The organism is Escherichia sp. XD33 (assembly GCF_019375075.1).
Taxonomy (GTDB): domain Bacteria; phylum Pseudomonadota; class Gammaproteobacteria; order Enterobacterales; family Enterobacteriaceae; genus Enterobacter; species Enterobacter flexneri_A.
Genome location: NZ_JAENDM010000001.1, coordinates 157,174 through 182,821 on the forward strand (window position 1 = coordinate 157,174; position 25,648 = coordinate 182,821).

General features: G+C 49.9%; 19 protein-coding genes, 2 tRNA genes, 4 other RNA genes and 1 pseudogene. 14 read left to right on the forward strand and 12 right to left on the reverse strand.

Annotation, left to right across the window (positions count from 1 at the left end):
- Positions 1-50: 50 nt before the first annotated feature.
- The 5 genes from narK (at position 51) to narI (ending at position 8,620) form a co-directional block, all read left to right on the forward strand.
- Positions 51-1,442 (forward strand): nitrate transporter NarK, encoded by a 1,392-nt coding sequence (narK, locus tag K0778_RS00820; RefSeq protein WP_000019827.1) that lies wholly within the window; start codon positions 51-53, stop codon positions 1,440-1,442.
- 515 nt (positions 1,443-1,957) lie between these two features.
- A complete protein-coding gene (locus K0778_RS00825; protein ID WP_000032939.1) occupies positions 1,958-5,701 on the forward strand; it encodes a nitrate reductase subunit alpha in 3,744 nt (1,247 codons plus the stop codon).
- Positions 5,698-7,236, forward strand: a complete 1,539-nt coding sequence (gene narH, locus K0778_RS00830) for a nitrate reductase subunit beta (protein ID WP_000702660.1) — start codon at positions 5,698-5,700, stop codon at positions 7,234-7,236. The genes K0778_RS00825 and narH overlap by 4 nt, the downstream gene beginning before the upstream one ends.
- Positions 7,233-7,943: a nitrate reductase molybdenum cofactor assembly chaperone gene (gene narJ / locus K0778_RS00835; protein WP_000571699.1), complete on the forward strand. Its 711-nt coding sequence runs from the start codon at positions 7,233-7,235 to the stop codon at positions 7,941-7,943. Before narH ends, narJ begins: the two co-directional genes overlap by 4 nt.
- The gene (gene narI, locus K0778_RS00840) at positions 7,943-8,620 is read left to right on the forward strand and encodes a respiratory nitrate reductase subunit gamma (protein ID WP_001160110.1); all 678 of its coding nucleotides are present in this window, start codon (positions 7,943-7,945) and stop codon (positions 8,618-8,620) included. The genes narJ and narI overlap by 1 nt, the downstream gene beginning before the upstream one ends.
- A 183-nt stretch (positions 8,621-8,803) precedes the next feature.
- Here the strand turns inward: narI and K0778_RS00845 are convergent.
- The 8 genes from K0778_RS00845 to K0778_RS00880 all read right to left on the reverse strand — a co-directional run bounded on the left by K0778_RS00845 (position 8,804) and on the right by K0778_RS00880 (position 11,226).
- Positions 8,804-8,935, reverse strand: a non-coding RNA gene (locus tag K0778_RS00845) — RtT sRNA.
- Between the two features lie 46 nt (positions 8,936-8,981).
- Positions 8,982-9,113: non-coding RNA, RtT sRNA (locus K0778_RS00850), on the reverse strand.
- Between the two features lie 46 nt (positions 9,114-9,159).
- Positions 9,160-9,291: non-coding RNA, RtT sRNA (locus K0778_RS00855), on the reverse strand.
- Between the two features lie 46 nt (positions 9,292-9,337).
- Positions 9,338-9,422: transfer RNA gene (locus tag K0778_RS00860), tRNA-Tyr, on the reverse strand.
- Between the two features lie 34 nt (positions 9,423-9,456).
- Positions 9,457-9,588, reverse strand: a non-coding RNA gene (locus tag K0778_RS00865) — RtT sRNA.
- Positions 9,589-9,631: 43 nt separating this feature from the next.
- Positions 9,632-9,716 (reverse strand) — tRNA-Tyr (locus K0778_RS00870).
- Between the two features lie 159 nt (positions 9,717-9,875).
- A complete protein-coding gene (gene purU, locus K0778_RS00875) occupies positions 9,876-10,718 on the reverse strand; it encodes a formyltetrahydrofolate deformylase (RefSeq protein ID WP_000555849.1) in 843 nt (280 codons plus the stop codon).
- A 49-nt stretch (positions 10,719-10,767) separates the two neighbouring features.
- Complete coding sequence (locus K0778_RS00880) at positions 10,768-11,226, reverse strand: YchJ family protein (protein ID WP_001362540.1); 459 nt, start codon at positions 11,224-11,226, stop codon at positions 10,768-10,770.
- Positions 11,227-11,338: 112 nt separating this feature from the next.
- Here K0778_RS00880 and rssA point away from each other — a divergent pair, with 112 nt between their 5' ends.
- The 3 genes from rssA (at position 11,339) to galU (ending at position 14,459) form a co-directional block, all read left to right on the forward strand.
- Positions 11,339-12,244 carry a patatin-like phospholipase RssA gene (rssA, locus tag K0778_RS00885; RefSeq protein WP_001295622.1) on the forward strand — a complete coding sequence of 302 codons (906 nt, stop codon included), beginning with the start codon at positions 11,339-11,341 and terminating at the stop codon, positions 12,242-12,244.
- Positions 12,245-12,335: 91 nt separating this feature from the next.
- A complete protein-coding gene (gene rssB, locus K0778_RS00890; RefSeq protein ID WP_000193447.1) occupies positions 12,336-13,349 on the forward strand; it encodes a two-component system response regulator RssB in 1,014 nt (337 codons plus the stop codon).
- A 201-nt stretch (positions 13,350-13,550) separates the two neighbouring features.
- On the forward strand, positions 13,551-14,459 hold the full coding sequence (galU, locus tag K0778_RS00895) for a UTP--glucose-1-phosphate uridylyltransferase GalU (RefSeq protein ID WP_000718995.1): 909 nt from the start codon (positions 13,551-13,553) through the stop codon (positions 14,457-14,459).
- A 143-nt stretch (positions 14,460-14,602) separates the two neighbouring features.
- Here the strand turns inward: galU and hns are convergent, their stop codons facing one another.
- Positions 14,603-15,016 carry a histone-like nucleoid-structuring protein H-NS gene (hns, locus tag K0778_RS00900; protein ID WP_001287378.1) on the reverse strand — a complete coding sequence of 138 codons (414 nt, stop codon included), beginning with the start codon at positions 15,014-15,016 and terminating at the stop codon, positions 14,603-14,605.
- Between the two features lie 604 nt (positions 15,017-15,620).
- On the opposite strand from hns, the gene tdk reads away from it, so the two are divergent.
- Entirely contained in the window at positions 15,621-16,238 is a 618-nt protein-coding gene (gene tdk, locus K0778_RS00905) for a thymidine kinase (RefSeq protein WP_000068077.1), read from the forward strand.
- A gap of 281 nt (positions 16,239-16,519) precedes the next feature.
- Here the strand turns inward: tdk and K0778_RS00910 are convergent.
- Positions 16,520-17,416, reverse strand: a pseudogene (locus K0778_RS00910) (IS4 family transposase).
- A gap of 123 nt (positions 17,417-17,539) precedes the next feature.
- The gene (gene adhE / locus K0778_RS00915) at positions 17,540-20,215 is read right to left on the reverse strand and encodes a bifunctional acetaldehyde-CoA/alcohol dehydrogenase (protein ID WP_000301651.1); all 2,676 of its coding nucleotides are present in this window, start codon (positions 20,213-20,215) and stop codon (positions 17,540-17,542) included.
- 392 nt (positions 20,216-20,607) lie between these two features.
- Between adhE and ychE (K0778_RS00920) the strand changes: the two genes are divergently transcribed.
- Together ychE (K0778_RS00920) and ychE (K0778_RS00925) are read left to right on the forward strand one after the other, a co-directional pair.
- Entirely contained in the window at positions 20,608-20,661 is a 54-nt protein-coding gene (gene ychE, locus K0778_RS00920; protein ID WP_211180492.1) for a protein YchT, read from the forward strand.
- A 30-nt stretch (positions 20,662-20,691) separates the two neighbouring features.
- Entirely contained in the window at positions 20,692-21,339 is a 648-nt protein-coding gene (ychE, locus tag K0778_RS00925) for an NAAT family transporter YchE (protein ID WP_000616554.1), read from the forward strand.
- A gap of 157 nt (positions 21,340-21,496) precedes the next feature.
- Here ychE (K0778_RS00925) and K0778_RS00930 read toward each other — a convergent pair whose 3' ends face one another.
- On the reverse strand, positions 21,497-21,793 hold the full coding sequence (locus tag K0778_RS00930) for a hypothetical protein (protein WP_001211521.1): 297 nt from the start codon (positions 21,791-21,793) through the stop codon (positions 21,497-21,499).
- 283 nt (positions 21,794-22,076) lie between these two features.
- On the opposite strand from K0778_RS00930, the gene oppA reads away from it, so the two are divergent.
- From oppA to oppC, 3 genes are all read left to right on the forward strand, one after another.
- The gene (gene oppA / locus K0778_RS00935; RefSeq protein WP_001297114.1) at positions 22,077-23,708 is read left to right on the forward strand and encodes an oligopeptide ABC transporter substrate-binding protein OppA; all 1,632 of its coding nucleotides are present in this window, start codon (positions 22,077-22,079) and stop codon (positions 23,706-23,708) included.
- Between the two features lie 85 nt (positions 23,709-23,793).
- Positions 23,794-24,714, forward strand: coding sequence for an oligopeptide ABC transporter permease OppB (oppB, locus tag K0778_RS00940; protein WP_000911112.1), 921 nt, complete (start codon positions 23,794-23,796; stop codon positions 24,712-24,714).
- Between the two features lie 14 nt (positions 24,715-24,728).
- Positions 24,729-25,637 carry an oligopeptide ABC transporter permease OppC gene (gene oppC, locus K0778_RS00945; RefSeq protein ID WP_000979661.1) on the forward strand — a complete coding sequence of 303 codons (909 nt, stop codon included), beginning with the start codon at positions 24,729-24,731 and terminating at the stop codon, positions 25,635-25,637.
- Positions 25,638-25,648 lie beyond the last annotated feature (11 nt).

Below are 25,648 nucleotides of genomic sequence, written 5' to 3' on the forward strand. Positions count from 1 at the left end.
AGCTACAGACACTAAGGTGGCAGACATCGAAACGAGTATCAGAGGTGTCTATGAGTCACTCATCCGCCCCCGAAAGGGCTACTGGAGCTGTCATTACAGATTGGCGACCGGAAGATCCTGCGTTCTGGCAACAACGCGGTCAACGTATTGCCAGCCGCAACCTGTGGATTTCCGTTCCCTGTCTGCTGCTGGCGTTTTGCGTATGGATGTTGTTCAGCGCTGTTGCGGTGAACCTACCGAAAGTCGGCTTTAATTTTACGACCGATCAGCTATTTATGTTGACTGCGCTGCCTTCGGTTTCTGGCGCGTTATTACGTGTTCCATACTCCTTTATGGTTCCTATCTTCGGTGGTCGTCGCTGGACGGCGTTCAGCACCGGTATTCTGATTATTCCTTGCGTCTGGCTGGGTTTTGCCGTGCAGGATACCTCCACGCCTTATAGCGTCTTCATCATCATCTCTCTGCTATGCGGCTTTGCTGGCGCGAACTTCGCATCCAGTATGGCAAACATCAGCTTCTTCTTTCCGAAACAGAAGCAGGGTGGCGCGCTGGGTCTGAATGGTGGTCTGGGAAACATGGGCGTCAGCGTCATGCAGTTGGTTGCTCCGCTGGTGGTATCACTGTCGATTTTCGCAGTATTTGGTAGCCAGGGCGTCAAACAGCCGGATGGGACTGAGCTGTATCTGGCGAATGCGTCCTGGATATGGGTGCCGTTCCTTGCCATCTTCACCATTGCGGCGTGGTTTGGCATGAACGATCTTGCTACCTCGAAAGCCTCCATCAAGGAGCAGTTGCCGGTACTCAAACGGGGTCATCTGTGGATTATGAGCCTGCTGTATCTGGCAACCTTCGGCTCCTTCATCGGCTTCTCCGCGGGCTTTGCAATGCTGTCAAAAACGCAGTTCCCGGATGTTCAGATTCTGCAATACGCTTTCTTCGGGCCGTTTATTGGTGCGCTGGCGCGTTCTGCAGGTGGTGCATTATCTGACCGTCTGGGCGGAACTCGTGTCACGCTGGTGAACTTTATTCTGATGGCGATTTTCAGCGGCCTGCTGTTCCTGACCTTACCGACTGACGGGCAGGGCGGAAGCTTCATGGCGTTCTTCGCGGTCTTCCTGGCGCTGTTCCTGACAGCTGGGCTGGGTAGTGGTTCCACTTTCCAGATGATTTCAGTGATCTTCCGTAAACTGACAATGGATCGCGTGAAAGCAGAAGGGGGTTCTGACGAACGTGCGATGCGTGAAGCGGCAACCGACACGGCGGCGGCGCTGGGTTTCATCTCTGCGATTGGCGCGATTGGTGGCTTCTTTATCCCGAAAGCGTTTGGTAGCTCGCTGGCATTAACGGGTTCGCCAGTCGGCGCAATGAAGGTATTTTTGATTTTCTATATCGCCTGCGTAGTGATTACCTGGGCGGTATATGGTCGGCATTCTAAAAAATAAACCGTTACTCGTCATACTTCGGGTTACATGTGCTGCGGCTGCGTTCATTCACCCCAGTCACTTACTTTAGTAAGCTCCTGGGATTCATTCACTTGCCGCCTTCCTGTAAACCGAATTATATAGAGTAAAATATTTGATTATCCTTTGCGCGGCATGATGTCGCGCTTTTTTTATGCGTCATTTAGTTACAACATACTAATGTTATATGGTTTATTTCGCCGGATTTCATTAAGAGCCATTAATATGTTACCCATGGGGAATACTCCTTAATACCCATCTGCATAAAAATCTTAATAGTTTAAATAACTACAGGTATAAAACGTCTTAATTTACAGTCTGTTATGTGGTGGCTGTTAATTATCCTAAAGGGGTATCTTAGGAATTTACTTTATTTTTCATCCCCATCACTCTTGATCGTTATCAATTCCCACGCTGTTTCAGAGCGTTACCTTGCCCTTAAACATTAGCAATGTCGATTTATCAGAGGGCCGACAGGCTCCCACAGGAGAAAACCGATGAGTAAATTCCTGGACCGGTTTCGCTACTTCAAACAGAAGGGTGAAACCTTTGCCGATGGGCATGGCCAGCTTCTCAATACCAACCGTGACTGGGAGGATGGATATCGCCAGCGTTGGCAGCATGACAAAATCGTCCGCTCTACCCACGGGGTAAACTGCACCGGCTCCTGCAGCTGGAAAATCTACGTCAAAAACGGTCTGGTCACCTGGGAAACCCAGCAGACTGACTATCCGCGTACCCGTCCGGATCTGCCAAACCATGAACCTCGCGGCTGCCCGCGCGGTGCCAGCTACTCCTGGTATCTTTACAGTGCCAACCGCCTGAAATACCCGATGATGCGCAAACGCCTGATGAAAATGTGGCGTGAAGCGAAGGCGCTGCATAGCGATCCGGTTGAGGCATGGGCTTCTATCATTGAAGACGCCGATAAAGCGAAAAGCTTTAAGCAGGCGCGTGGACGCGGTGGATTTGTTCGTTCTTCCTGGCAGGAGGTGAACGAACTGATCGCCGCATCTAACGTTTACACCATCAAAAACTACGGCCCGGACCGTGTTGCTGGTTTCTCGCCAATTCCGGCAATGTCGATGGTTTCTTACGCATCGGGTGCACGCTATCTCTCGCTGATTGGCGGTACTTGCTTAAGCTTCTACGACTGGTACTGCGACTTGCCTCCTGCGTCTCCGCAAACCTGGGGCGAGCAAACTGACGTACCGGAATCTGCTGACTGGTACAACTCCAGCTACATCATCGCCTGGGGGTCAAACGTGCCGCAGACGCGTACCCCGGATGCTCACTTCTTTACTGAAGTGCGTTACAAAGGGACCAAAACTGTTGCCGTCACACCAGACTACGCTGAAATCGCCAAACTGTGCGATCTGTGGCTGGCACCGAAACAGGGCACCGATGCGGCAATGGCGCTGGCGATGGGCCACGTAATGCTGCGTGAATTCCACCTCGACAACCCAAGCCAGTATTTCACCGACTATGTGCGTCGCTACACCGACATGCCGATGCTGGTGATGCTGGAAGAACGCGACGGTTACTACGCTGCAGGTCGTATGCTGCGCGCTGCTGATCTGGTTGATGCGCTGGGCCAGGAAAACAATCCGGAATGGAAAACTGTCGCCTTTAATACCAATGGCGAAATGGTTGCGCCGAACGGTTCTATTGGCTTCCGCTGGGGCGAGAAGGGCAAATGGAATCTTGAGCAGCGCGACGGCAAAACTGGCGAAGAAACCGAGCTGCAACTGAGCCTGCTGGGTAGCCAGGATGAGATCGCTGAGGTAGGCTTCCCGTACTTTGGTGGCGACGGCACGGAACACTTCAACAAAGTGGAACTGGAAAACGTGCTGCTGCACAAACTGCCGGTGAAACGCCTGCAACTGGCTGATGGCAGCACCGCCCTGGTGACCACCGTTTATGATCTGACGCTGGCAAACTACGGTCTGGAACGTGGCCTGAACGACGTTAACTGTGCAACCAGCTATGACGATGTGAAAGCTTATACCCCGGCCTGGGCCGAGCAGATTACCGGCGTTTCTCGCAGCCAGATTATTCGCATCGCCCGTGAATTTGCCGATAACGCTGATAAAACGCACGGTCGTTCGATGATTATCGTCGGTGCGGGGCTGAACCACTGGTATCACCTCGATATGAACTATCGTGGTCTGATCAACATGCTGATTTTCTGCGGCTGTGTCGGTCAGAGCGGGGGCGGCTGGGCGCACTATGTAGGTCAGGAAAAACTGCGTCCGCAAACCGGCTGGCAGCCGCTGGCGTTTGCCCTTGACTGGCAGCGTCCGGCGCGTCACATGAACAGCACTTCTTATTTCTATAACCACTCCAGCCAGTGGCGTTATGAAACCGTCACGGCGGAAGAGTTGCTGTCACCGATGGCGGACAAATCCCGCTATACCGGACACTTGATCGACTTTAACGTCCGTGCGGAACGCATGGGCTGGCTGCCGTCTGCACCGCAGTTAGGCACTAACCCGCTGACTATCGCTGGCGAAGCGGAAAAAGCCGGGATGAATCCGGTGGACTATACGGTGAAATCCCTGAAAGAGGGTTCCATCCGTTTTGCGGCAGAACAACCAGAAAACGGTAAAAACCACCCGCGCAACCTGTTCATCTGGCGTTCTAACCTGCTCGGTTCTTCCGGTAAAGGTCATGAGTTTATGCTCAAGTACCTGCTGGGGACGGAGCACGGTATCCAGGGTAAAGATCTGGGGCAACAGGGCGGCGTGAAGCCGGAAGAAGTGGACTGGCAGGACAATGGTCTGGAAGGCAAGCTGGATCTGGTGGTTACGCTGGACTTCCGTCTGTCGAGCACCTGTCTCTATTCCGACATCATTTTGCCGACGGCGACCTGGTACGAAAAAGACGACATGAATACTTCGGATATGCATCCGTTTATTCACCCGCTGTCTGCGGCGGTCGATCCGGCCTGGGAAGCGAAAAGCGACTGGGAAATCTACAAAGCCATCGCGAAGAAATTCTCCGAAGTGTGCGTCGGCCATCTGGGTAAAGAAACCGACATCGTCACGCTGCCTATCCAGCATGACTCTGCCGCTGAACTGGCGCAGCCGCTGGATGTGAAAGACTGGAAAAAAGGCGAGTGCGACCTGATCCCAGGTAAAACCGCGCCACACATTATGGTCGTAGAGCGCGATTATCCGGCGACTTACGAACGCTTTACCTCTATCGGCCCGCTGATGGAGAAAATCGGTAATGGCGGTAAAGGGATTGCCTGGAACACCCAGAGCGAGATGGATCTGCTGCGTAAGCTCAACTACACCAAAGCGGAAGGTCCGGCGAAAGGCCAGCCGATGCTGAACACCGCAATTGATGCGGCAGAGATGATCCTGACACTGGCACCGGAAACCAACGGTCAGGTAGCCGTGAAAGCCTGGGCTGCCCTGAGCGAATTTACCGGTCGTGACCATACGCATCTGGCGCTGAATAAAGAAGACGAGAAGATCCGCTTCCGCGATATTCAGGCACAGCCGCGCAAAATTATCTCCAGCCCGACCTGGTCTGGTCTGGAAGATGAACACGTTTCTTACAACGCCGGTTACACCAACGTTCACGAGCTGATCCCATGGCGTACGCTCTCTGGTCGTCAGCAACTGTATCAGGATCACCAGTGGATGCGTGATTTCGGTGAAAGCCTGCTGGTTTATCGTCCGCCGATCGACACCCGTTCGGTGAAAGAAGTGATAGGCCAGAAATCCAACGGCAACCAGGAAAAAGCGCTCAACTTCCTGACGCCGCACCAGAAGTGGGGTATCCACTCCACCTACAGCGACAACCTGCTGATGCTGACTTTAGGTCGCGGTGGTCCGGTGGTCTGGTTGAGTGAAGCCGATGCCAAAGATCTGGGTATCGCCGATAACGACTGGATTGAAGTATTCAACAGCAACGGTGCTCTGACTGCCCGTGCGGTTGTCAGCCAGCGTGTTCCGGCAGGGATGACCATGATGTACCACGCGCAGGAACGTATCGTTAACCTGCCTGGTTCGGAAATTACCCAACAGCGTGGTGGTATCCATAACTCGGTCACCCGTATCACTCCGAAACCGACGCATATGATCGGCGGCTATGCCCATCTGGCATACGGCTTTAACTACTACGGCACCGTAGGTTCTAACCGCGATGAGTTTGTTGTAGTGCGTAAGATGAAGAACATTGACTGGTTAGATGGCGAAGGCAATGACCAGGTACAGGAGAGCGTAAAATGAAAATTCGTTCACAAGTCGGCATGGTGCTGAATCTCGATAAGTGCATCGGCTGCCACACCTGTTCAGTTACCTGTAAAAACGTCTGGACCAGCCGTGAAGGCGTGGAATACGCGTGGTTCAACAACGTGGAAACCAAGCCGGGTCAGGGCTTCCCGACTGACTGGGAAAACCAGGAAAAATACAAAGGCGGCTGGATCCGTAAAATCAACGGCAAACTGCAGCCGCGCATGGGTAACCGTGCCATGTTGCTGGGTAAAATCTTCGCTAACCCGCATCTGCCGGGGATCGACGATTATTACGAGCCGTTCGATTTTGACTATCAGAACCTGCATACCGCGCCGGAAGGCAGCAAATCGCAGCCGATTGCCCGTCCGCGTTCGCTGATTACCGGGGAACGGATGGCGAAAATCGAAAAAGGGCCGAACTGGGAAGATGACCTGGGTGGTGAGTTTGACAAACTGGCGAAAGACAAGAACTTCGACAACATCCAGAAGGCGATGTATAGCCAGTTCGAAAACACCTTCATGATGTATTTGCCGCGCCTGTGCGAACACTGCCTGAACCCGGCATGTGTGGCGACCTGCCCGAGCGGTGCGATTTACAAGCGTGAAGAAGATGGCATCGTCCTGATCGACCAGGATAAATGCCGTGGCTGGCGTATGTGCATCACCGGATGCCCGTACAAAAAAATCTACTTCAACTGGAAGAGCGGTAAGTCTGAGAAGTGCATCTTCTGCTATCCGCGTATTGAAGCGGGTCAGCCGACCGTGTGCTCAGAAACCTGTGTCGGTCGTATCCGTTATCTTGGCGTGCTGCTGTACGATGCCGACGCGATTGAACGTGCAGCCAGCACCGAGAACGAGAAAGATCTTTACCAGCGTCAGCTGGAGGTGTTCCTCGATCCGAACGATCCGAAAGTCATCGAGCAGGCGATTAAAGACGGTATTCCGCTGAGCGTTATTGAAGCCGCACAGCAGTCGCCGGTTTATAAAATGGCAATGGAATGGAAACTGGCGCTGCCGCTGCATCCAGAATATCGCACACTGCCGATGGTCTGGTACGTGCCGCCTCTGTCTCCGATTCAGTCTGCAGCAGACGCGGGTGAGCTGGGTAGCAACGGCATTCTGCCAGACGTCGAAAGCTTGCGTATTCCGGTACAGTATCTGGCGAATCTGCTGACCGCCGGTGATACCAAACCGGTACTGCGCGCACTGAAACGTATGCTGGCGATGCGTCATTACAAACGTGCTGAAACCGTTGACGGTAAAGTTGATACCCGTGCGCTGGAAGAGGTCGGTCTGACCGAAGCCCAGGCACAGGAGATGTACCGTTATCTGGCGATTGCTAACTACGAAGATCGCTTTGTGGTGCCGAGTAGTCATCGTGAACTGGCACGGGAAGCCTTCCCGGAGAAAAATGGCTGCGGCTTTACCTTTGGTGATGGCTGCCACGGTTCAGATACCAAATTCAATCTGTTCAACAGCCGTCGTATCGATGCCATCGATGTGACCAGCAAAACGGAGCCGCATCCATGATCGAACTCGTGATTGTATCGCGTCTCCTTGAATATCCGGATGCTGCCTTATGGCAGCATCAACAAGAGATGTTTGAGGCGATTGCTGCGTCGAAAAATCTGTCGAAAGAAGATGCCCATGCGCTGGGCATTTTCCTGCGCGATTTAACGGCGATGGATCCGCTCGATGCCCAGGCCCAGTACAGCGAACTGTTCGACCGTGGCCGCGCCACGTCACTGTTGCTATTTGAACATGTTCACGGTGAATCCCGTGACCGCGGCCAGGCGATGGTGGACCTGCTGGCGCAGTACGAGCAGCACGGCTTGCAGTTAAACAGCCGCGAATTACCGGACCATCTGCCGCTGTATCTGGAGTACCTGTCGCAGCTGCCGCAAAGCGAAGCCGTGGAAGGTTTGAAAGATATCGCGCCGATTCTGGCATTGCTGAGCGCGCGTCTGCAACAGCGTGAAAGCCGTTATGCCGTGATGTTTGATCTGCTGCTGAAATTGGCCAATACCGCTATCGACAGCGACAAAGTGGCGGAAAAAATTGCCGACGAAGCGCGCGATGATACGCCGCAGGCGCTGGATGCTGTCTGGGAAGAAGAGCAGGTTAAATTCTTTGCTGACAAAGGCTGCGGTGATTCAGCAATCACTGCTCATCAGCGTCGCTTTGCCGGTGCCGTCGCGCCGCAATATCTGAATATCACCACCGGAGGACAGCACTAATGCAATTCCTGAATATGTTCTTCTTTGATATCTACCCGTACATAGCCGGGGCGGTCTTCCTGATTGGTAGCTGGCTGCGTTATGACTACGGGCAGTACACCTGGCGCGCGGCGTCCAGCCAGATGCTGGATCGCAAAGGGATGAACCTGGCGTCGAACCTGTTCCATATCGGTATTCTGGGGATTTTTGTTGGTCACTTCTTCGGTATGCTGACGCCGCACTGGATGTATGAAGCCTGGCTGCCGATTGAAGTGAAACAGAAAATGGCGATGTTTGCTGGTGGTGCCAGCGGCGTGCTGTGTCTGATTGGCGGCGTGCTGTTGCTGAAGCGTCGTCTGTTCAGCCCACGCGTGCGTGCAACCACTACCGGAGCGGATATCCTGATCCTGTCGCTGCTCGTTATCCAGTGCGCGCTGGGCCTGTTGACCATTCCGTTCTCCGCTCAGCATATGGACGGTAGCGAGATGATGAAACTGGTTGGCTGGGCGCAGTCGGTGGTGACCTTCCACGGTGGCGCTTCTCAACACCTCGATGGTGTGGCGTTTATCTTCCGTCTGCACCTGGTGCTGGGGATGACGTTATTCCTGCTGTTCCCGTTCTCGCGTCTGGTACACATCTGGAGCGTACCGGTGGAGTATCTGACACGTAAGTACCAGCTGGTGCGCGCTCGTCACTAAGCGAATTTTAGTTCACATAGACCCTGCTTCGGCGGGGTTTTTTTATGGGCACGGTGCGGGGTGAGTTGTCGGATGCGCTTCGCTTATCCGACCTACAGGGGAGGATATTGTAGGCCCGGTAAACGTGGTGCCATCGGGCAAAATTAGCTCGGAGTAACAGGTTTTGATTATTTAAGGAAGCGATGGTGGTGGGGGAAGGATTACTCAGCGCTGCGCGCTTCGCCCTTCGGGTCGTTGCCTGCGGCAACGCTCTCTCGCTGGCGCTCAAGTCGAACCTTGGTCGAAGCTTCTCATCCTTCCCCGCTTGGGCAGAATATTTGATTGCGGATTCGTTTGAGAATTCCGGGGCTTTTGAAAGTGATGGTGGTGGGGGAAGGATTACTCAGCGCTGCGCGCTTCGCCCTTCGGGTCGTTGCCTGCGGCAACGCTCTCTCGCTGACGCTCGAGCCGAACCTTAGTCGAAGCTTCTCATCCTTCCCCGCATGGGCAGAATATTTGATTGCGGATTCGCTTGAGAGTTCAGGGACTTTTGAAAGTGATGGTGGTGGGGGAAGGATTACTCAGCGCTGCGCGCTTCGCCCTTCGGGTCGTTGCCTGCGGCAACGCTCTCTCGCTGGCGCTCGAGTCGAACCTTGGTCGAAGCTTCTCATCCTTCCCCGCATGGGCAGAATATTTAATTGCGGATTCGTTGGGAAGTTCAGGGACTTTTGAAAGTGATGGTGGTGGGGGAAGGATTCGAACCTTCGAAGTCGATGACGGCAGATTTACAGTCTGCTCCCTTTGGCCGCTCGGGAACCCCACCAGGGGTAATTCAAATTTTGAGGTAATGCTTGAGATGGTGGTGGGGGAAGGATTATTCGTCGCTTCGCTCCTCACCCTTCGGGCCGTTGCCTGTGGCAACGTTCTCTCGCTTTCGCTCGAATCGAACCTTAGTCGAAGGTTCTCACCCTTCCCCGATGAGTGCGAACTTTCACAATCTCACCGAAGTTACCACATCGCTGTGGTGAATTATGGTGGTGGGGGAAGGATTCGAACCTTCGAAGTCGATGACGGCAGATTTACAGTCTGCTCCCTTTGGCCGCTCGGGAACCCCACCACGGGGTAATGCTTTTTACTGGCCTGCTCCCTTATCGGGAAGCGGGGCGCATCATATCAAATGACGCGCCGCTGTAAAGTGTTACGTTGAGAAAAATGAACTGGTTGCGTAATTTTCATCCGTAACGGATTAAAGGTAACCAGTTATTTTTGCTGGCGATTAAAGAATAATCGTCCGATTACCGTAAACAAAGACGCGCTGTGCCAGTACTTTGTATAGTGCACGACTTAAGACGTTTTTCTCGACGTCACGACCTGCGCGCATCATATCTTCAGCTGTGTAGGTATGATCGACATGAATAACGTCCTGCATGATGATTGGGCCTTCGTCCAGATTGTCATTCACATAGTGAGCGGTTGCGCCAATAATCTTCACACCACGTTCATAGGCCTGGTGATAAGGACGTGCGCCAATAAACGCTGGCAGGAATGAATGGTGAATATTGATGATCTTATTCGGGAAGCGTGCCACAAATTCCGGCGTTAATACCCGCATATACTTCGCCAGCACCACGTAGTCAGGTTGATAAGCATCAATGGCATCCGCCATCTTTTGATCGTGCTCGTTGCGGCTTAACCCTTCATGGCTTACCAGCTCAAACGGAATATCAAAACGCTCAACCAGAGAACGTAGAGTATCGTGGTTACCAATAACTGCCGCGATTTCGACATCCAGGCCGCCGTAATTGGCTTTCATCAACAAATCGCCAAGGCAATGCGCTTCTTTAGTGACCAGAATCACTATCCGGCGACGACCGGCAGGATTCAGCTCACGCACGGAGCCTTCTGGCAATGCGCTATCGAGATCCGCCAGCAGGGTGGAATCATTAAAAATCCCTTCCAGTTCCGTGCGCATAAAAAAGCGCCCGGTACGGTGATCAACAAATTCATTGTTCTGTACGATATTTAACTCGTGCTTGTAGCAAATATTGGTAATACGTGCGATCAGACCTTTTTGGTCCGGACAAATAGTACGCAGAACTTTACGTTGGAGTGAATGCATTGCTGGAAAAACCTTGTTGAGAGTGTTTGCTAAACCGTACCGTCAACCATTATTGGCCGCAGCACTTTTTAAATTTTTTACCTGAACCACAAGGGCAGGGATCGTTGCGGCCAAACTGCGGACGTGTACCGTCAATATAGTACCATTGACCGTTTTCTTTCAAAAATCGCGAACGTTCAATTATTGCACCTGTTTTGCCACCTTCGGTAAATCGAGCAACAAAACTGACAAATCCGATATTGTCGGCGTCCTGCCAACAATGTTCAAATACGGTCAATCCCAACCATTCAGTATGCGCAAATCCGGCAATCAATTCGGCACGTAACGCCGCTGCTCCACAAGATGGATGCCAGGTCTTTATTAAATAATCTGCGTCTTGCATCACAAAAGCGCAGTAACGCGAACGCATGAGATGTTCTGGATCAGGTGCAACCTTTTCACCAGACACATAAGGGTGGCAACATAGGCTATACTCGACAGCACTACCACAGGGACAAAGCTGAGACACAAATAATCTCCCTGGAAACAATAACGGCGTATTAACCGCCTGAGTAGCACTATGTTAACCGAGCAGTAGCGATGTGGCTACGATTGCATTCCAGGGGAATCTTGCGGGAATAATGAGAAAGATAAAAATAGGGCTGGCGCTGGGATCTGGCGCGGCGAGAGGTTGGTCGCATATTGGCGTTATTAATGCGCTAAAAAAAGTGGGTATTGAAATTGATATCGTTGCAGGATGTTCAATTGGTTCGCTGGTGGGCGCTGCCTATGCATGCGATCGATTATCTGCGCTGGAAGATTGGGTGACCTCTTTCAGTTATTGGGATGTTTTACGCCTGATGGATCTCTCCTGGCAGCGCGGTGGGTTACTGCGCGGCGAGCGTGTCTTCAATCAATACCGCGAAATAATGCCGGAAACAGAGATCGAAAATTGTTCCCGTCGCTTTGCGGCTGTTGCCACCAATTTAAGTACGGGACGTGAATTATGGTTTACTGAAGGCGATCTCCATCTTGCTATTCGCGCATCATGCAGTATTCCAGGACTCATGGCACCTGTTGCACATAACGGCTACTGGCTGGTTGATGGAGCAGTCGTTAACCCAATTCCTATTTCCCTCACGCGTGCATTGGGGGCTGATATTGTGATAGCGGTTGACCTGCAGCACGATGCTCATTTGATGCAACAAGATTTGCTCTCCTTTAATGTCAGTGAAGAAAATAGCGAGAATGGTGATTCTCTGCCGTGGCATGCGCGTCTGAAAGAAAGGTTAGGCAGCATAACGACACGTCGGGCGGTGACAGCGCCAACGGCAACAGAGATTATGACCACTTCTATCCAGGTGCTGGAGAACCGCCTTAAAAGGAACCGCATGGCAGGTGATCCGCCCGATATTCTGATTCAACCTGTTTGCCCGCAAATATCTACGCTTGATTTTCATCGCGCGCACGCTGCCATTGCGGCCGGACAGCTGGCAGTGGAAAGGAAAATGGACGAACTTTTGCCGTTGGTACGCACCAACATTTGACCAGAATTTTTATCTACACTTAAGTTAATTCTGACAGGCGCAGGTGGCAATAGCATGCCACTATTGAGTAAAGCCAGTCAGGGGAGAGAACATGACGCAGCCATTGGTCGGAAAACAGATTCTCATTGTTGAAGATGAGCAGGTATTTCGCTCGCTTCTGGATTCATGGTTTTCCTCATTGGGAGCGACAACGGTACTGGCGGCTGATGGGGTGGATGCCCTTGAGTTGCTGGGAGGTTTCACTCCAGACCTGATGATATGTGATATCGCGATGCCACGAATGAACGGGCTTAAACTGCTGGAGCATATACGTAACAGAGGCGACCAGACCCCAGTTCTGGTGATATCTGCCACTGAAAATATGGCAGATATTGCCAAAGCGTTACGTCTGGGCGTTGAAGATGTTTTGCTGAAACCAGTTAAAGATCTGAATCGCTTGCGCGAGATGGTTTTTGCCTGTCTCTATCCCAGCATGTTTAATTCGCGCGTTGAGGAAGAGGAAAGGCTTTTTCGCGACTGGGATGCAATGGTTGATAACCCTGCCGCAGCGGCGAAATTATTACAGGAACTACAACCGCCGGTTCAGCAGGTGATTTCCCATTGCCGGGTTAATTATCGTCAATTGGTTGCCGCGGACAAACCCGGCCTGGTGCTTGATATTGCCGCACTTTCGGAAAACGATCTGGCATTTTATTGCCTTGATGTCACCCGAGCTGGACATAATGGCGTACTTGCTGCCTTGTTATTACGCGCATTGTTTAACGGATTATTACAGGAACAGCTTGCACACCAAAATCAACGGTTGCCAGAGTTGGGCGCGTTATTGAAGCAGGTAAACCATTTACTCCGTCAGGCCAATCTGCCGGGGCAGTTTCCGCTATTAGTTGGCTATTATCATCGCGAACTGAAAAATCTCATTCTGGTTTCTGCGGGTCTGAATGCGACGTTAAATACCGGCGAACACCAGGTGCAAATCAGTAATGGTGTTCCGTTAGGCACATTAGGTAACGCTTATTTGAATCAATTGAGCCAGCGATGCGATGCCTGGCAATGCCAAATATGGGGAACCGGTGGTCGACTGCGCTTGATGTTGTCTGCAGAATGAGCAAACGATAACGCGGGCTAAATTTGCATTACCTGCTAATGTCGGCTGGTGGTACTATCGTCGCCATTCGTATAAGTAATTGTCTTAATTATGCTAACTCGCCTCCTTTTCAGAACTTAGCCCCTTCGGGGTGCTGATATACTGGGATGCGATACAGAAATATGAACACGTTCAAAACACGAACAGTCCAGGAGAATTTAAATGGCTGCCATTAATACGAAAGTCAAAAAAGCCGTTATCCCCGTTGCGGGATTAGGAACCAGGATGTTGCCGGCGACGAAAGCCATCCCGAAAGAGATGCTGCCACTTGTCGATAAGCCATTAATTCAATACGTCGTGAATGAATGTATTGCGGCTGGCATTACTGAAATTGTGCTGGTTACACACTCATCTAAAAACTCTATTGAAAACCACTTTGATACCAGTTTTGAACTGGAAGCAATGCTGGAAAAACGTGTAAAACGTCAACTGCTTGATGAAGTGCAGTCTATTTGTCCGCCGCACGTGACTATTATGCAAGTTCGTCAGGGGCTGGCGAAAGGTCTGGGACACGCGGTATTGTGTGCTCACCCGGTAGTGGGTGATGAACCTGTGGCTGTTATTTTGCCTGACGTTATTCTGGATGAATATGAATCCGATTTGTCACAGGATAACCTGGCAGAGATGATCCGCCGCTTTGATGAAACGGGTCATAGCCAGATCATGGTTGAACCGGTTGCTGATGTGACCGCATATGGCGTTGTGGATTGCAAAGGCGTTGAATTAGCGCCGGGTGAAAGCGTACCGATGGTTGGCGTGGTTGAAAAACCAAAAGCGGATGTTGCGCCGTCTAATCTCGCTATTGTGGGTCGTTACGTACTTAGTGCGGATATTTGGCCGTTGCTGGCAAAAACCCCTCCGGGAGCTGGTGATGAAATTCAGCTCACCGACGCAATTGATATGCTAATCGAAAAAGAAACGGTTGAAGCCTATCATATGAAAGGGAAGAGCCATGACTGCGGTAATAAATTAGGTTACATGCAGGCCTTCGTTGAATACGGTATTCGTCATAACACCCTTGGCACGGAATTTAAAGCCTGGCTTGAAGAAGAGATGGGCATTAAGAAGTAACATCCGTATCGGTGTTATCCACGAAACGGCGTTGAGCAATCGACGCCGTTTTTTTATAGCTTATTCTTATTAAATTGTCTTAAACCGGACAATAAAAAATCCCGCCGATGGCGGGATTTTAAGCAAGTGCAATCTACAAAAGATTATTGCTTGATCAGGAAATCGTCGAGGGATTTACCTTGCTCATCCATTGCTTTTTTGATTACAGCTGGAGTACGGCCCTGGCCAGTCCAGGTTTTAGTTTCGCCGTTTTCGTCAACGTAGCTATATTTTGCCGGACGCTGAGCACGTTTAGCTTTGGTGCCAGATTTAACGGCAGCAAGGCTATTCAGCAGTTCGTTCGGGTCAATACCGTCAGCGATCAGCATTTCGCGATATTGCTGCAGTTTACGAGTGCGCTCTTCAACTTCAGCAGCAGCCGCGCTTTCTTCTTCGCGACGTTCGTTAACAACAACTTCTAATTTTTCCAGCATTTCTTCCAGCGTTTCAAGTGTACATTCTCTTGCCTGCGCACGAAGAGTACGGATGTTGTTCAGAATTTTAAGTGCTTCGCTCATTGTAGTAATCTCAAACTTATATTGGGGTGGTTTGTTGAGGTAATAATAGAGCCTTAAATTCAGTTGTGCAATAGCCAGGAATGTAAGGAATTCAAAATTGTTCTTTATTTTGTGCCGCCAATAAATATCTTTTCATAAAATTAGCCAGAAAAGACGCGGCATATAGCCCTATTTGTACCGATGATTTCGCAGCTCGTGAGGTTAAAACTTCCTGATTCATGTCACATTTTATGGGGAGATTATCGTAGGCTGACGACCTTTCAGTCTTCTGTATTAGTCGTGTTTACGAGAATTCCCTATTAAGCGAATGATGAAAAGTAGAACAGTCGCAATAAGAGCAGGGACTTAGTATTGCACTATCTCCTGGAGGTCAACAGAGGGCTATTACTTGCGCAACAGATTAAAGATTGTGAATAGTTACCAGCAGTCATTTACCCGCTTATAACAAGCGAGGCAGTTGTAATGATAGCTCAGAAGGATTATGCAAGGCTTCGTAAGGGAGAACGCATATACCCACTTCTGTGCATACTGTTGAGCTGAAAAACTGACGAATTATGATAAACTCCAGCCAACTTTATTTCATATCATTGAGGGCCTGTGGCTGATGGCACAGCTATATTTCTACTATTCCGCAATGAATGCGGGTAAGTCTACAGCATTGTTGCAATCTTCATACAATTACCAGGAACGCGGCATGCGCACTGTCGTATATACGGCAGAAATTGATGATCGCTTTGGTGCCGGGAAAGTCAGTTCGCGTATAGGTTTGTCATCGCCTGCAAAATTATTTAACCAAAATTCATCATTATTTGATGAGATTCGTGCGGAACATGAACAGCAGGCAATTCATTGCGTACTGGTTGATGAATGCCAGTTTTTAACCAGACAACAAGTATATGAATTATCGGAGGTTGTCGATCAACTCGATATACCCGTACTTTGTTATGGTTTACGTACCGATTTTCGAGGTGAATTATTTATTGGCAGCCAATACTTACTGGCATGGTCCGACAAACTGGTTGAATTAAAAACCATCTGTTTTTGTGGCCGTAAAGCAAGCATGGTGCTGCGTCTTGATCAAGCAGGCAGACCTTATAACGAAGGTGAGCAGGTGGTAATTGGTGGTAATGAACGATACGTTTCTGTATGCCGTAAACACTATAAAGAGGCGTTACAAGTCGACTCATTAACGGCTATTCAGGAAAGGCATCGCCACGATTAATAAGAATTTCTTTACTGACAGGGTGAGCAGGGCACTTTTATCCTGTCAGTTCGTTTTACGCACTTCTTCCGGGCTATATACCCTTCTCGGCAGTTTTTTAACGCCGCTATACGCCTCACAGGGCTCTTAAGCACCGACGTTGACTTGTGACCTGTAAAGTACAATATCCCTGTGTTTAGGCGTTATACATCGTCGCAAATATGATGAAGGCTAATGCTGTCGGTTTATGGAAAAGTTGCTTTGGGTAAACAAAAAATACGGCCCCAGAAGGGCAATGCCGTTCACTTAAGAGGAGCGGCACTATGTTTCACAGGATAACGGGTTTTTGATATCTTAACCGACCTCGGCCTTGATGGTCGGGGGCGTTTTGTTATGAACACCACTTCCAGAGCACCCCGAAGATGCTCCAGTCGTTTCGGGATGGTCCCTGGTGACGCCGTGTTTCCCAGCTCTATCATTTCTGATGCGATATTCTTCCACGCAGGCAGTAGCCAGTGGCGGTTACAACCCTTCTGGTTCAGCGTCAGCAGCAGGTCTTCGCTGTAAAAAAGTTTATCAAACAACGTAATAGAGTTATCCGGGATGGTGGCGAGCATGGAGTGGGCCAGCACAGTTTCGCTCTGCCGGTAAGGTGCGGTCACGGCATTCAGCAGAATGTGACTTCCCAGGTTCATTAAGGCCACCAGACGCATAACCGGGTAGGCGTTCTGCCGCTTAGTGGATGTGTTGGCAGACCCATAATATTCACGCAGCTCGGGTTTATCAGGTGTCCTGAACTGTGCGCCATCAATGGCAAAAAGTTGCAGGCCGTGCCAGTCATCCTTCAGGTAACGTTCCGCGCCCCTGTCTGTGCGGTCTGGCGGAAGAGCCATTCCACTGGGGCGGCCCCCACGCGCTGACGCGCCTGGGTGACAGCGCTGCGGGCCAGCAGGTTCATCCCCGCTTCGCCATCCGCGCTCAGGTTCAGACGGCGAACAACATCGGTAATTGGCTCATTGCACCACCATCCAGATAACCATGTCCCCCGGTAAACGACGGCGGCGAACGGTCGCATGAGCAGAAAGCGTCAGGCAGTGTTGTATCCACTCGGTGGGAAGGTGTTCTGCAAATAGTTGTGCAGAGGGCGGAGGCATAAGCGGATGGTCACTGAAATCGAGCAGATCATTGAGAAGTGGCATAAGAAAACGGCTCCCTGTTGTGGAAGCCGTTATAGTGCCTCAGTTTAAGGATCGGTCAACTAATCCTTAACTGATCGGCATTGCCCAGAAGGGGCCGTTTATGTTGCCAGACAGCGCTACTGATTAAGCGGATTTTTTCGCTTTTTTCTCAGCTTTAGCCGGAGCAGCTTCTTTCTTCGCTGCAGTTTCACCTTCTACATAATCACGACCGTAGTAGGTATCCAGCAGAATCTGTTTCAGCTCGGAGATCAGCGGGTAACGCGGGTTAGCGCCGGTGCACTGGTCATCGAATGCATCTTCAGACAGTTTATCCACGTTCGCCAGGAAGTCTGCTTCCTGAACGCCAGCTTCACGGATAGATTTCGGAATACCCAGTTCAGCTTTCAGCGTTTCCAGCCATGCCAGCAGTTTCTCGATCTTAGCAGCAGTACGGTCGCCCGGTGCGCTCAGACCCAAGTGGTCGGCAATTTCAGCATAACGACGGCGAGCCTGCGGACGGTCATACTGGCTGAATGCAGTCTGCTTGGTCGGGTTGTCGTTCGCATTGTAGCGAATAACGTTACAAATCAGCAGGGCGTTTGCCAGACCGTGCGGAATATGGAACTGGGAACCCAGTTTGTGCGCCATTGAGTGACATACACCCAGGAAGGCGTTCGCAAACGCGATACCCGCGATAGTCGCTGCACTGTGAACACGTTCACGCGCTACCGGATTTTTAGACCCTTCGTGGTAGGACGCTGGCAGATATTCTTTCAGCAGTTTCAGTGCCTGCAGAGCCTGACCATCAGAGAACTCAGATGCCAGTACAGAAACATAAGCTTCCATGGCGTGAGTTACTGCGTCCAGACCACCGAAAGCACACAGGGACTTCGGCATGTCCATAACCAGGTTGGCGTCGACAATCGCCATATCCGGAGTCAGCGCATAGTCTGCCAGCGGATATTTCTGACCAGTAGCGTCGTCAGTTACAACCGCAAACGGAGTGACTTCAGAACCTGTACCAGAAGTGGTGGTGACAGCGATCATTTTCGCTTTCACGCCCATTTTCGGGAACTTGTAGATACGTTTACGGATATCCATAAAGCGCAGCGCCAGCTCTTCGAAGTGAGTTTCCGGATGTTCGTACATAACCCACATGATCTTCGCGGCGTCCATCGGGGAACCACCACCCAGCGCGATAATCACGTCTGGTTTGAAGGAGTTTGCCAGTTCTGCACCTTTACGAACGATGCTCAGGGTCGGGTCCGCTTCTACTTCGAAGAAGACTTCAGTTTCAACGCCTGCTGCTTTCAGTACGGAAGTGATCTGATCAGCATAACCATTGTTGAACAGGAAGCGGTCAGTCACGATGAGCGCACGTTTGTGGCCATCAGTAATCACTTCATCCAGCGCGATTGGCAGGGAGCCACGGCGGAAGTAGATAGATTTCGGAAGTTTGTGCCACAACATGTTTTCAGCTCGCTTAGCAACGGTTTTCTTGTTGATCAGGTGTTTCGGACCAACGTTTTCAGAGATGGAGTTACCACCCCAAGAACCACAACCCAGAGTCAGGGAAGGTGCGAGTTTGAAGTTATACAGGTCACCGATACCACCCTGAGACGCTGGGGTGTTAATCAGGATACGCGCCGTTTTCATTTTCTGACCGAAGTAAGAAACGCGAGCCGGTTGGTTATCCTGGTCAGTGTACAGGCAAGAGGTATGACCGATACCGCCCATAGCAACCAGTTTCTCTGCTTTTTCTACCGCGTCTTCGAAATCTTTAGCGCGGTACATTGCCAGAGTCGGGGACAGTTTTTCATGTGCGAACGGTTCGCTTTCATCAACAACGGTCACTTCACCGATCAGAATCTTGGTGTTTTCTGGTACAGAGAAGCCTGCCAGTTCAGCAATTTTATAGGCTGGCTGACCAACGATAGCCGCGTTCAGCGCACCGTTTTTCAGGATAACATCCTGAACAGCTTTCAGCTCTTTACCCTGCAACAGATAGCCGCCGTGGGTTGCAAAACGTTCACGTACAGCGTCATAAACAGAGTCAACAACAACAACAGACTGTTCAGAAGCACAGATTACGCCGTTGTCGAAGGTTTTGGACATCAGTACAGATGCAACTGCACGTTTGATATCAGCAGTTTCATCGATAACAACTGGAGTGTTGCCCGCGCCTACACCGATAGCTGGTTTACCGGAGCTGTATGCGGCTTTAACCATGCCCGGACCACCAGTCGCGAGGATCAGGTTGATGTCTGGGTGGTGCATCAGTGCGTTAGACAGTTCAACAGAAGGTTGATCGATCCAGCCGATCAGATCTTTCGGAGCACCGGCAGCGATAGCAGCCTGCAGAACGATATCAGCCGCTTTGTTGGTGGCATCTTTTGCACGCGGGTGCGGGGAGAAGATAATGGCGTTACGGGTCTTCAGACTGATCAGCGATTTGAAGATAGCAGTTGAAGTCGGGTTAGTGGTCGGAACGATACCGCAAATAATACCGATTGGTTCAGCGATAGTGATGGTACCAAAAGTGTCGTCTTCAGACAGAACACCACAGGTTTTTTCATCTTTATAGGCGTTGTAGATATATTCAGAAGCAAAGTGGTTTTTGATCACTTTATCTTCGACGATACCCATGCCGGATTCGGCAACGGCCATTTTCGCGAGTGGGATTCGAGCATCTGCAGCAGCCAGAGCGGCGGCGCGGAAGATTTTGTCTACTTGCTCTTGAGTGAAACTGGCATATTCACGCTGGGCTTTTTTTACACGCTCTACGAGTGCGTTAAGTTCAGCGACATTAGTAACAGCCATAATGCTCTCCTGATAATGTTAAACTTTTTTAGTAAATCATCTGCTCGAATACGAGAGTATAGTCAGTGCGGTGATGATTTGCTTAACCTATGAAAATCAAAAGCTTACTCGCGCTCACACTCACTGTGATTTACTAAAAGAGTTTAAACATTAGAGTTATTATCTCTAATGCGTCACTTCCAGGTTGCGTAAGCAAGATTACTCACTTCTGGGTACTGATTACGTGATCCAAATCAAATTTTTGCAAAGCTGACACCTTTCAGCATCGCTTTTCGCCATTATAGCTAACAGTTAATAAATTGTAGTATGATTTGGTGGCTACATTAGCATGTTTTGCACAACTAGATAACAATAACGAATGATAGCAATTTTAAGTAGTTAGGAGGTGAAAAATGCTGTCAAAAGGCGTATTGTCAGCGCGTCTTTTCAACCTTATTTATGGCTAACATTATCCGGCTTTTGCTTCGGAGCTAACCGTGATTCAGACCTTTTTTGATTTTCCCGTTTACTTCAAATTTTTCATCGGGTTATTTGCGCTGGTCAACCCGGTAGGGATTATTCCCGTCTTTATCAGCATGACCAGTTATCAGACAGCGGCAGCGCGAAACAAAACTAACCTTACAGCCAACCTGTCTGTGGCCATTATCTTGTGGATCTCGCTTTTTCTCGGCGACACGATTCTACAACTTTTTGGTATATCAATTGATTCGTTCCGTATCGCCGGGGGTATCCTGGTGGTGACAATAGCGATGTCGATGATCAGCGGCAAGCTTGGCGAGGATAAACAGAACAAGCAAGAAAAATCAGAAACCGCGGTACGTGAAAGCATTGGTGTGGTGCCACTGGCGTTGCCGTTGATGGCGGGGCCAGGGGCGATCAGTTCTACCATCGTCTGGGGTACGCGTTATCACAGCATTAGCTATCTGTTTGGTTTCTTTGTGGCTATTGCATTGTTCGCTTTATGTTGTTGGGGATTGTTCCGCATGGCACCGTGGCTGGTACGGGTTTTACGCCAGACCGGCATCAACGTGATTACGCGTATTATGGGGCTATTGCTGATGGCATTGGGGATTGAATTTATCGTTACTGGTATTAAGGGGATTTTCCCCGGCCTGCTTAATTAATTCCTTTCAAATGAAACGGAGCTGCCATGCTCCGTTTACTTCGTCATTATTTTTACTTTGTTCCCGCGCAGTTATCAAAAGCAAAAGGAATAGGTAAAAATATTCTTCTCAAATTACAGTTAGTTATAAGGATTTCCTTAACTGCTTCTCCTCACCATCATGTTATTTTCGCCACATCATAATCCTGGGCTTGCTGAAGAATAATTGAAATGATATTAGTAATTCCACTGCCTTTGGTAGAGGAAAGTGCTAAATAATAATCAATTGTTAAATTATTGTGCATTTCACTACTGGAACTGTAATCAGAAAAGATAGACATGCTTAGCCAATCTCTATTTGATTGAATTGAAAGATGTTTGTTAAGGCATGGATGCAAGCTATAGATTCTGATACGGTCAATAAAAGAGAATTGCTTAACAATTTTGCAAAATGTATTGGCGAGTAAGAACCGCATTTGGTACTTTCCGGGCAACCGCCAGACGATTCTTTATTGGTAATGAGAATAATTAACAATTAAAGAGCGTCGCGAAAGAATAATGTGTCTCGACAGGGGAGACACAGTACGAATCGACATAAGGTGATCGTCTGAATCACCAGAATAAATAAAGTCGGTGATAGTAATACGTAACGATAAAGTAACCTGACAGCAGAAAGTCTCCGAGCCTGTGCAGGGTCCCAATCCGGGATTACACATGCTGGTTAATACCAGTAATTATAATGAGGGAGTCCAAAAAACAATGACCAACATCACCAAGAGAAGTTTAGTAGCAGCTGGCGTTCTGGCTGCGCTAATGGCAGGGAATGTCGCGCTGGCAGCTGATGTACCCGCAGGCGTCACACTGGCGGAAAAACAAACACTGGTACGTAACAATGGTTCAGAAGTTCAGTCATTAGATCCGCACAAAATTGAAGGTGTTCCGGAGTCTAATATCAGCCGAGACCTGTTTGAAGGCTTACTGGTCAGCGATCTTGACGGTCATCCAGCACCTGGCGTCGCTGAATCCTGGGATAATAAAGACGCGAAAGTCTGGACCTTCCATTTGCGTAAAGATGCGAAATGGTCTGATGGCACGCCAGTCACAGCACAAGACTTTGTGTATAGCTGGCAACGTTCTGTTGATCCGAACACTGCTTCTCCGTATGCCAGTTATCTGCAATATGGGCATATCGCCGGTATTGATGAAATTCTTGAAGGGAAAAAACCGATTACCGATCTCGGCGTGAAAGCTATTGATGATCACACATTAGAAGTCACCTTAAGTGAACCCGTTCCGTACTTCTATAAATTACTTGTTCACCCATCAACTTCACCGGTGCCAAAAGCCGCTATCGAGAAATTCGGCGAAAAATGGACCCAGCCTGGTAATATCGTCACCAACGGTGCCTATACCTTAAAAGATTGGGTCGTAAACGAACGAATCGTTCTTGAACGCAGCCCGACCTACTGGAACAACGCGAAAACCGTTATTAACCAGGTAACCTATTTGCCTATTGCTTCTGAAGTTACCGATGTCAACCGCTACCGTAGTGGTGAAATCGACATGACGTATAACAACATGCCGATCGAATTGTTCCAGAAGCTGAAAAAAGAGATCCCGGACGAAGTTCACGTTGATCCATACCTGTGCACTTACTATTACGAAATTAACAACCAGAAACCGCCATTCAACGATGTGCGTGTGCGTACCGCACTGAAACTAGGTATGGACCGCGATATCATTGTTAATAAAGTGAAAGCGCAGGGCGACATGCCCGCCTATGGTTACACTCCACCGTATACTGATGGCGCAAAATTGACTCAGCCAGAATGGTTTGGCTGGAGCCAGGAAAAACGTAACGAAGAAGCGAAAAAACTGCTGGCTGAAGCGGGTTATACCGCAGACAAACCGTTGACCATCAACCTGCTGTATAACACCTCCGATCTGCATAAAAAGCTGGCGATTGCTGCCTCTTCATTGTGGAAGAAAAACATTGGTGTAAACGTCAAACTGGTTAACCAGGAGTGGAAAACGTTCCTCGACACCCGTCACCAGGGTACTTTTGATGTGGCCCGTGCAGGCTGGTGTGCTGACTACAACGAACCAACTTCCTTCCTGAACACCATGCTTTCGAACAGCTCGATGAATACCGCGCATTATAAGAGCCCGGCCTTTGACAGCATTATGGCGGAAACGCTGAAAGTGACTGACGAGGCGCAGCGCACAGCTCTGTACACTAAAGCAGAACAACAGCTGGATAAGGATTCGGCCATTGTTCCTGTTTATTACTACGTGAATGCGCGTCTGGTGAAACCGTGGGTTGGTGGCTATACCGGCAAAGATCCGCTGGATAATACCTATACCCGGAATATGTACATTGTGAAGCACTAATGGCAATGCGTGGGGCAGGAGTGTCCTGCTCCACGGTGTCTGATTTTTATCGCATTACAGAAGGCACAGGCCAGAAGGTAGGGCAATGTTAAAATTTATTCTACGTCGCTGTCTGGAAGCGATTCCGACGCTATTTATTCTTATTACTATTTCGTTCTTTATGATGCGCCTCGCGCCGGGAAGCCCTTTTACCGGCGAACGTACTTTACCGCCAGAAGTGATGGCCAATATCGAAGCGAAATATCATCTTAATGATCCGATCATGACACAGTATTTCAGCTACCTGAAACAACTGGCGCACGGTGATTTCGGTCCATCGTTTAAATATAAAGATTATTCGGTCAATGACCTGGTTGCATCCAGTTTTCCCGTTTCTGCCAAATTGGGAGCCGCAGCATTTTTCCTTGCGGTAATACTGGGTGTTAGTGCTGGCGTTATTGCCGCATTAAAACAAAACACCAAATGGGACTATACCGTGATGGGCCTGGCAATGACCGGGGTTGTTATCCCCAGTTTTGTGGTTGCACCATTATTAGTCATGATATTTGCGATCATTTTGCATTGGCTGCCGGGCGGTGGCTGGAATGGTGGGGCGCTTAAATTCATGATATTGCCGATGGTGGCGTTGTCACTCGCTTATATCGCCAGTATTGCGCGTATTACCCGTGGCTCTATGATTGAAGTATTACACTCCAACTTTATTCGTACTGCCCGGGCGAAAGGGTTACCTATGCGGCGGATCATTTTACGCCACGCATTAAAACCTGCTCTGTTACCCGTGCTCTCCTATATGGGCCCCGCATTTGTCGGCATTATTACCGGTTCTATGGTCATCGAAACCATTTATGGTTTGCCGGGGATTGGGCAACTGTTCGTTAATGGCGCATTGAACCGTGACTATTCCTTAGTGTTAAGCCTGACCATCCTGGTTGGTGCGTTAACCATTTTGTTTAATGCCATTGTCGATGTGCTATATGCGGTTATCGACCCGAAAATCCGTTACTGATACTGGAGCTCGCGATGATGTTAAGTAAGAAAAACAGCGAGACGCTGGAAAATTTCAGTGAAAAGCTGGAGGTCGAAGGGCGCAGCTTGTGGCAGGACGCACGTCGACGTTTTATGCATAACCGTGCGGCGGTTGCCAGTCTGATAGTGCTGGTGCTGATCGCGTTATTTGTAATCCTGGCACCGATGCTTTCGCAGTTTGCCTATGACGATACTGACTGGGCGATGATGTCCAGCGCCCCGGATATGGAGTCCGGTCACTACTTTGGTACTGACTCATCCGGTCGCGACCTGCTTGTGCGCGTTGCGATTGGCGGGCGTATCTCACTCATGGTCGGTGTTGCTGCGGCACTGGTGGCAGTGGTCGTGGGGACACTTTATGGTTCGCTTTCCGGTTATCTGGGCGGTAAAGTGGATTCGGTAATGATGCGTCTGCTGGAAATCCTCAACTCCTTCCCATTCATGTTCTTCGTCATTTTGCTTGTGACCTTTTTCGGTCAAAACATCCTGCTGATTTTCGTGGCGATTGGCATGGTTTCCTGGCTGGATATGGCTCGTATTGTGCGTGGACAAACCCTGAGTCTGAAGCGCAAAGAGTTTATTGAGGCGGCACAAGTTGGCGGTGTATCGACATCGGGCATTGTTATTCGCCACATTGTGCCGAATGTACTCGGTGTGGTGGTGGTCTACGCATCACTTCTGGTGCCCAGCATGATCCTCTTTGAATCTTTCCTTAGCTTCCTGGGGTTGGGTACGCAAGAGCCGTTAAGCAGCTGGGGTGCATTGCTGAGTGATGGCGCGAACTCGATGGAAGTCTCTCCATGGTTATTGTTGTTCCCAGCGGGATTCCTCGTGGTGACGCTGTTTTGTTTCAACTTTATCGGCGATGGCTTGCGTGATGCCCTCGACCCGAAAGATCGTTAAGGAGTGCAGCC

Bases quoted from the DNA above. Each gene is read 5' to 3' on its own strand.
- narK (WP_000019827.1), top strand. From the start codon at position 51: ATGAGTCACTCATCCGCCCCCGAAAGGGCTACTGGAGCTGTCATTACA.
- K0778_RS00825 (WP_000032939.1), top strand. From the start codon at position 1,958: ATGAGTAAATTCCTGGACCGGTTTCGCTACTTCAAACAGAAGGGTGAA.
- narH (WP_000702660.1), top strand. From the start codon at position 5,698: ATGAAAATTCGTTCACAAGTCGGCATGGTGCTGAATCTCGATAAGTGC.
- narJ (WP_000571699.1), top strand. From the start codon at position 7,233: ATGATCGAACTCGTGATTGTATCGCGTCTCCTTGAATATCCGGATGCT.
- narI (WP_001160110.1), top strand. From the start codon at position 7,943: ATGCAATTCCTGAATATGTTCTTCTTTGATATCTACCCGTACATAGCC.
- purU (WP_000555849.1), bottom strand. From the start codon at position 10,718: ATGCATTCACTCCAACGTAAAGTTCTGCGTACTATTTGTCCGGACCAA.
- rssA (WP_001295622.1), top strand. From the start codon at position 11,339: ATGAGAAAGATAAAAATAGGGCTGGCGCTGGGATCTGGCGCGGCGAGA.
- rssB (WP_000193447.1), top strand. From the start codon at position 12,336: ATGACGCAGCCATTGGTCGGAAAACAGATTCTCATTGTTGAAGATGAG.
- galU (WP_000718995.1), top strand. From the start codon at position 13,551: ATGGCTGCCATTAATACGAAAGTCAAAAAAGCCGTTATCCCCGTTGCG.
- hns (WP_001287378.1), bottom strand. From the start codon at position 15,016: ATGAGCGAAGCACTTAAAATTCTGAACAACATCCGTACTCTTCGTGCG.
- tdk (WP_000068077.1), top strand. From the start codon at position 15,621: ATGGCACAGCTATATTTCTACTATTCCGCAATGAATGCGGGTAAGTCT.
- adhE (WP_000301651.1), bottom strand. From the start codon at position 20,215: ATGGCTGTTACTAATGTCGCTGAACTTAACGCACTCGTAGAGCGTGTA.
- K0778_RS00930 (WP_001211521.1), bottom strand. From the start codon at position 21,793: ATGCGGTTCTTACTCGCCAATACATTTTGCAAAATTGTTAAGCAATTC.
- oppA (WP_001297114.1), top strand. From the start codon at position 22,077: ATGACCAACATCACCAAGAGAAGTTTAGTAGCAGCTGGCGTTCTGGCT.
- oppB (WP_000911112.1), top strand. From the start codon at position 23,794: ATGTTAAAATTTATTCTACGTCGCTGTCTGGAAGCGATTCCGACGCTA.
- oppC (WP_000979661.1), top strand. From the start codon at position 24,729: ATGATGTTAAGTAAGAAAAACAGCGAGACGCTGGAAAATTTCAGTGAA.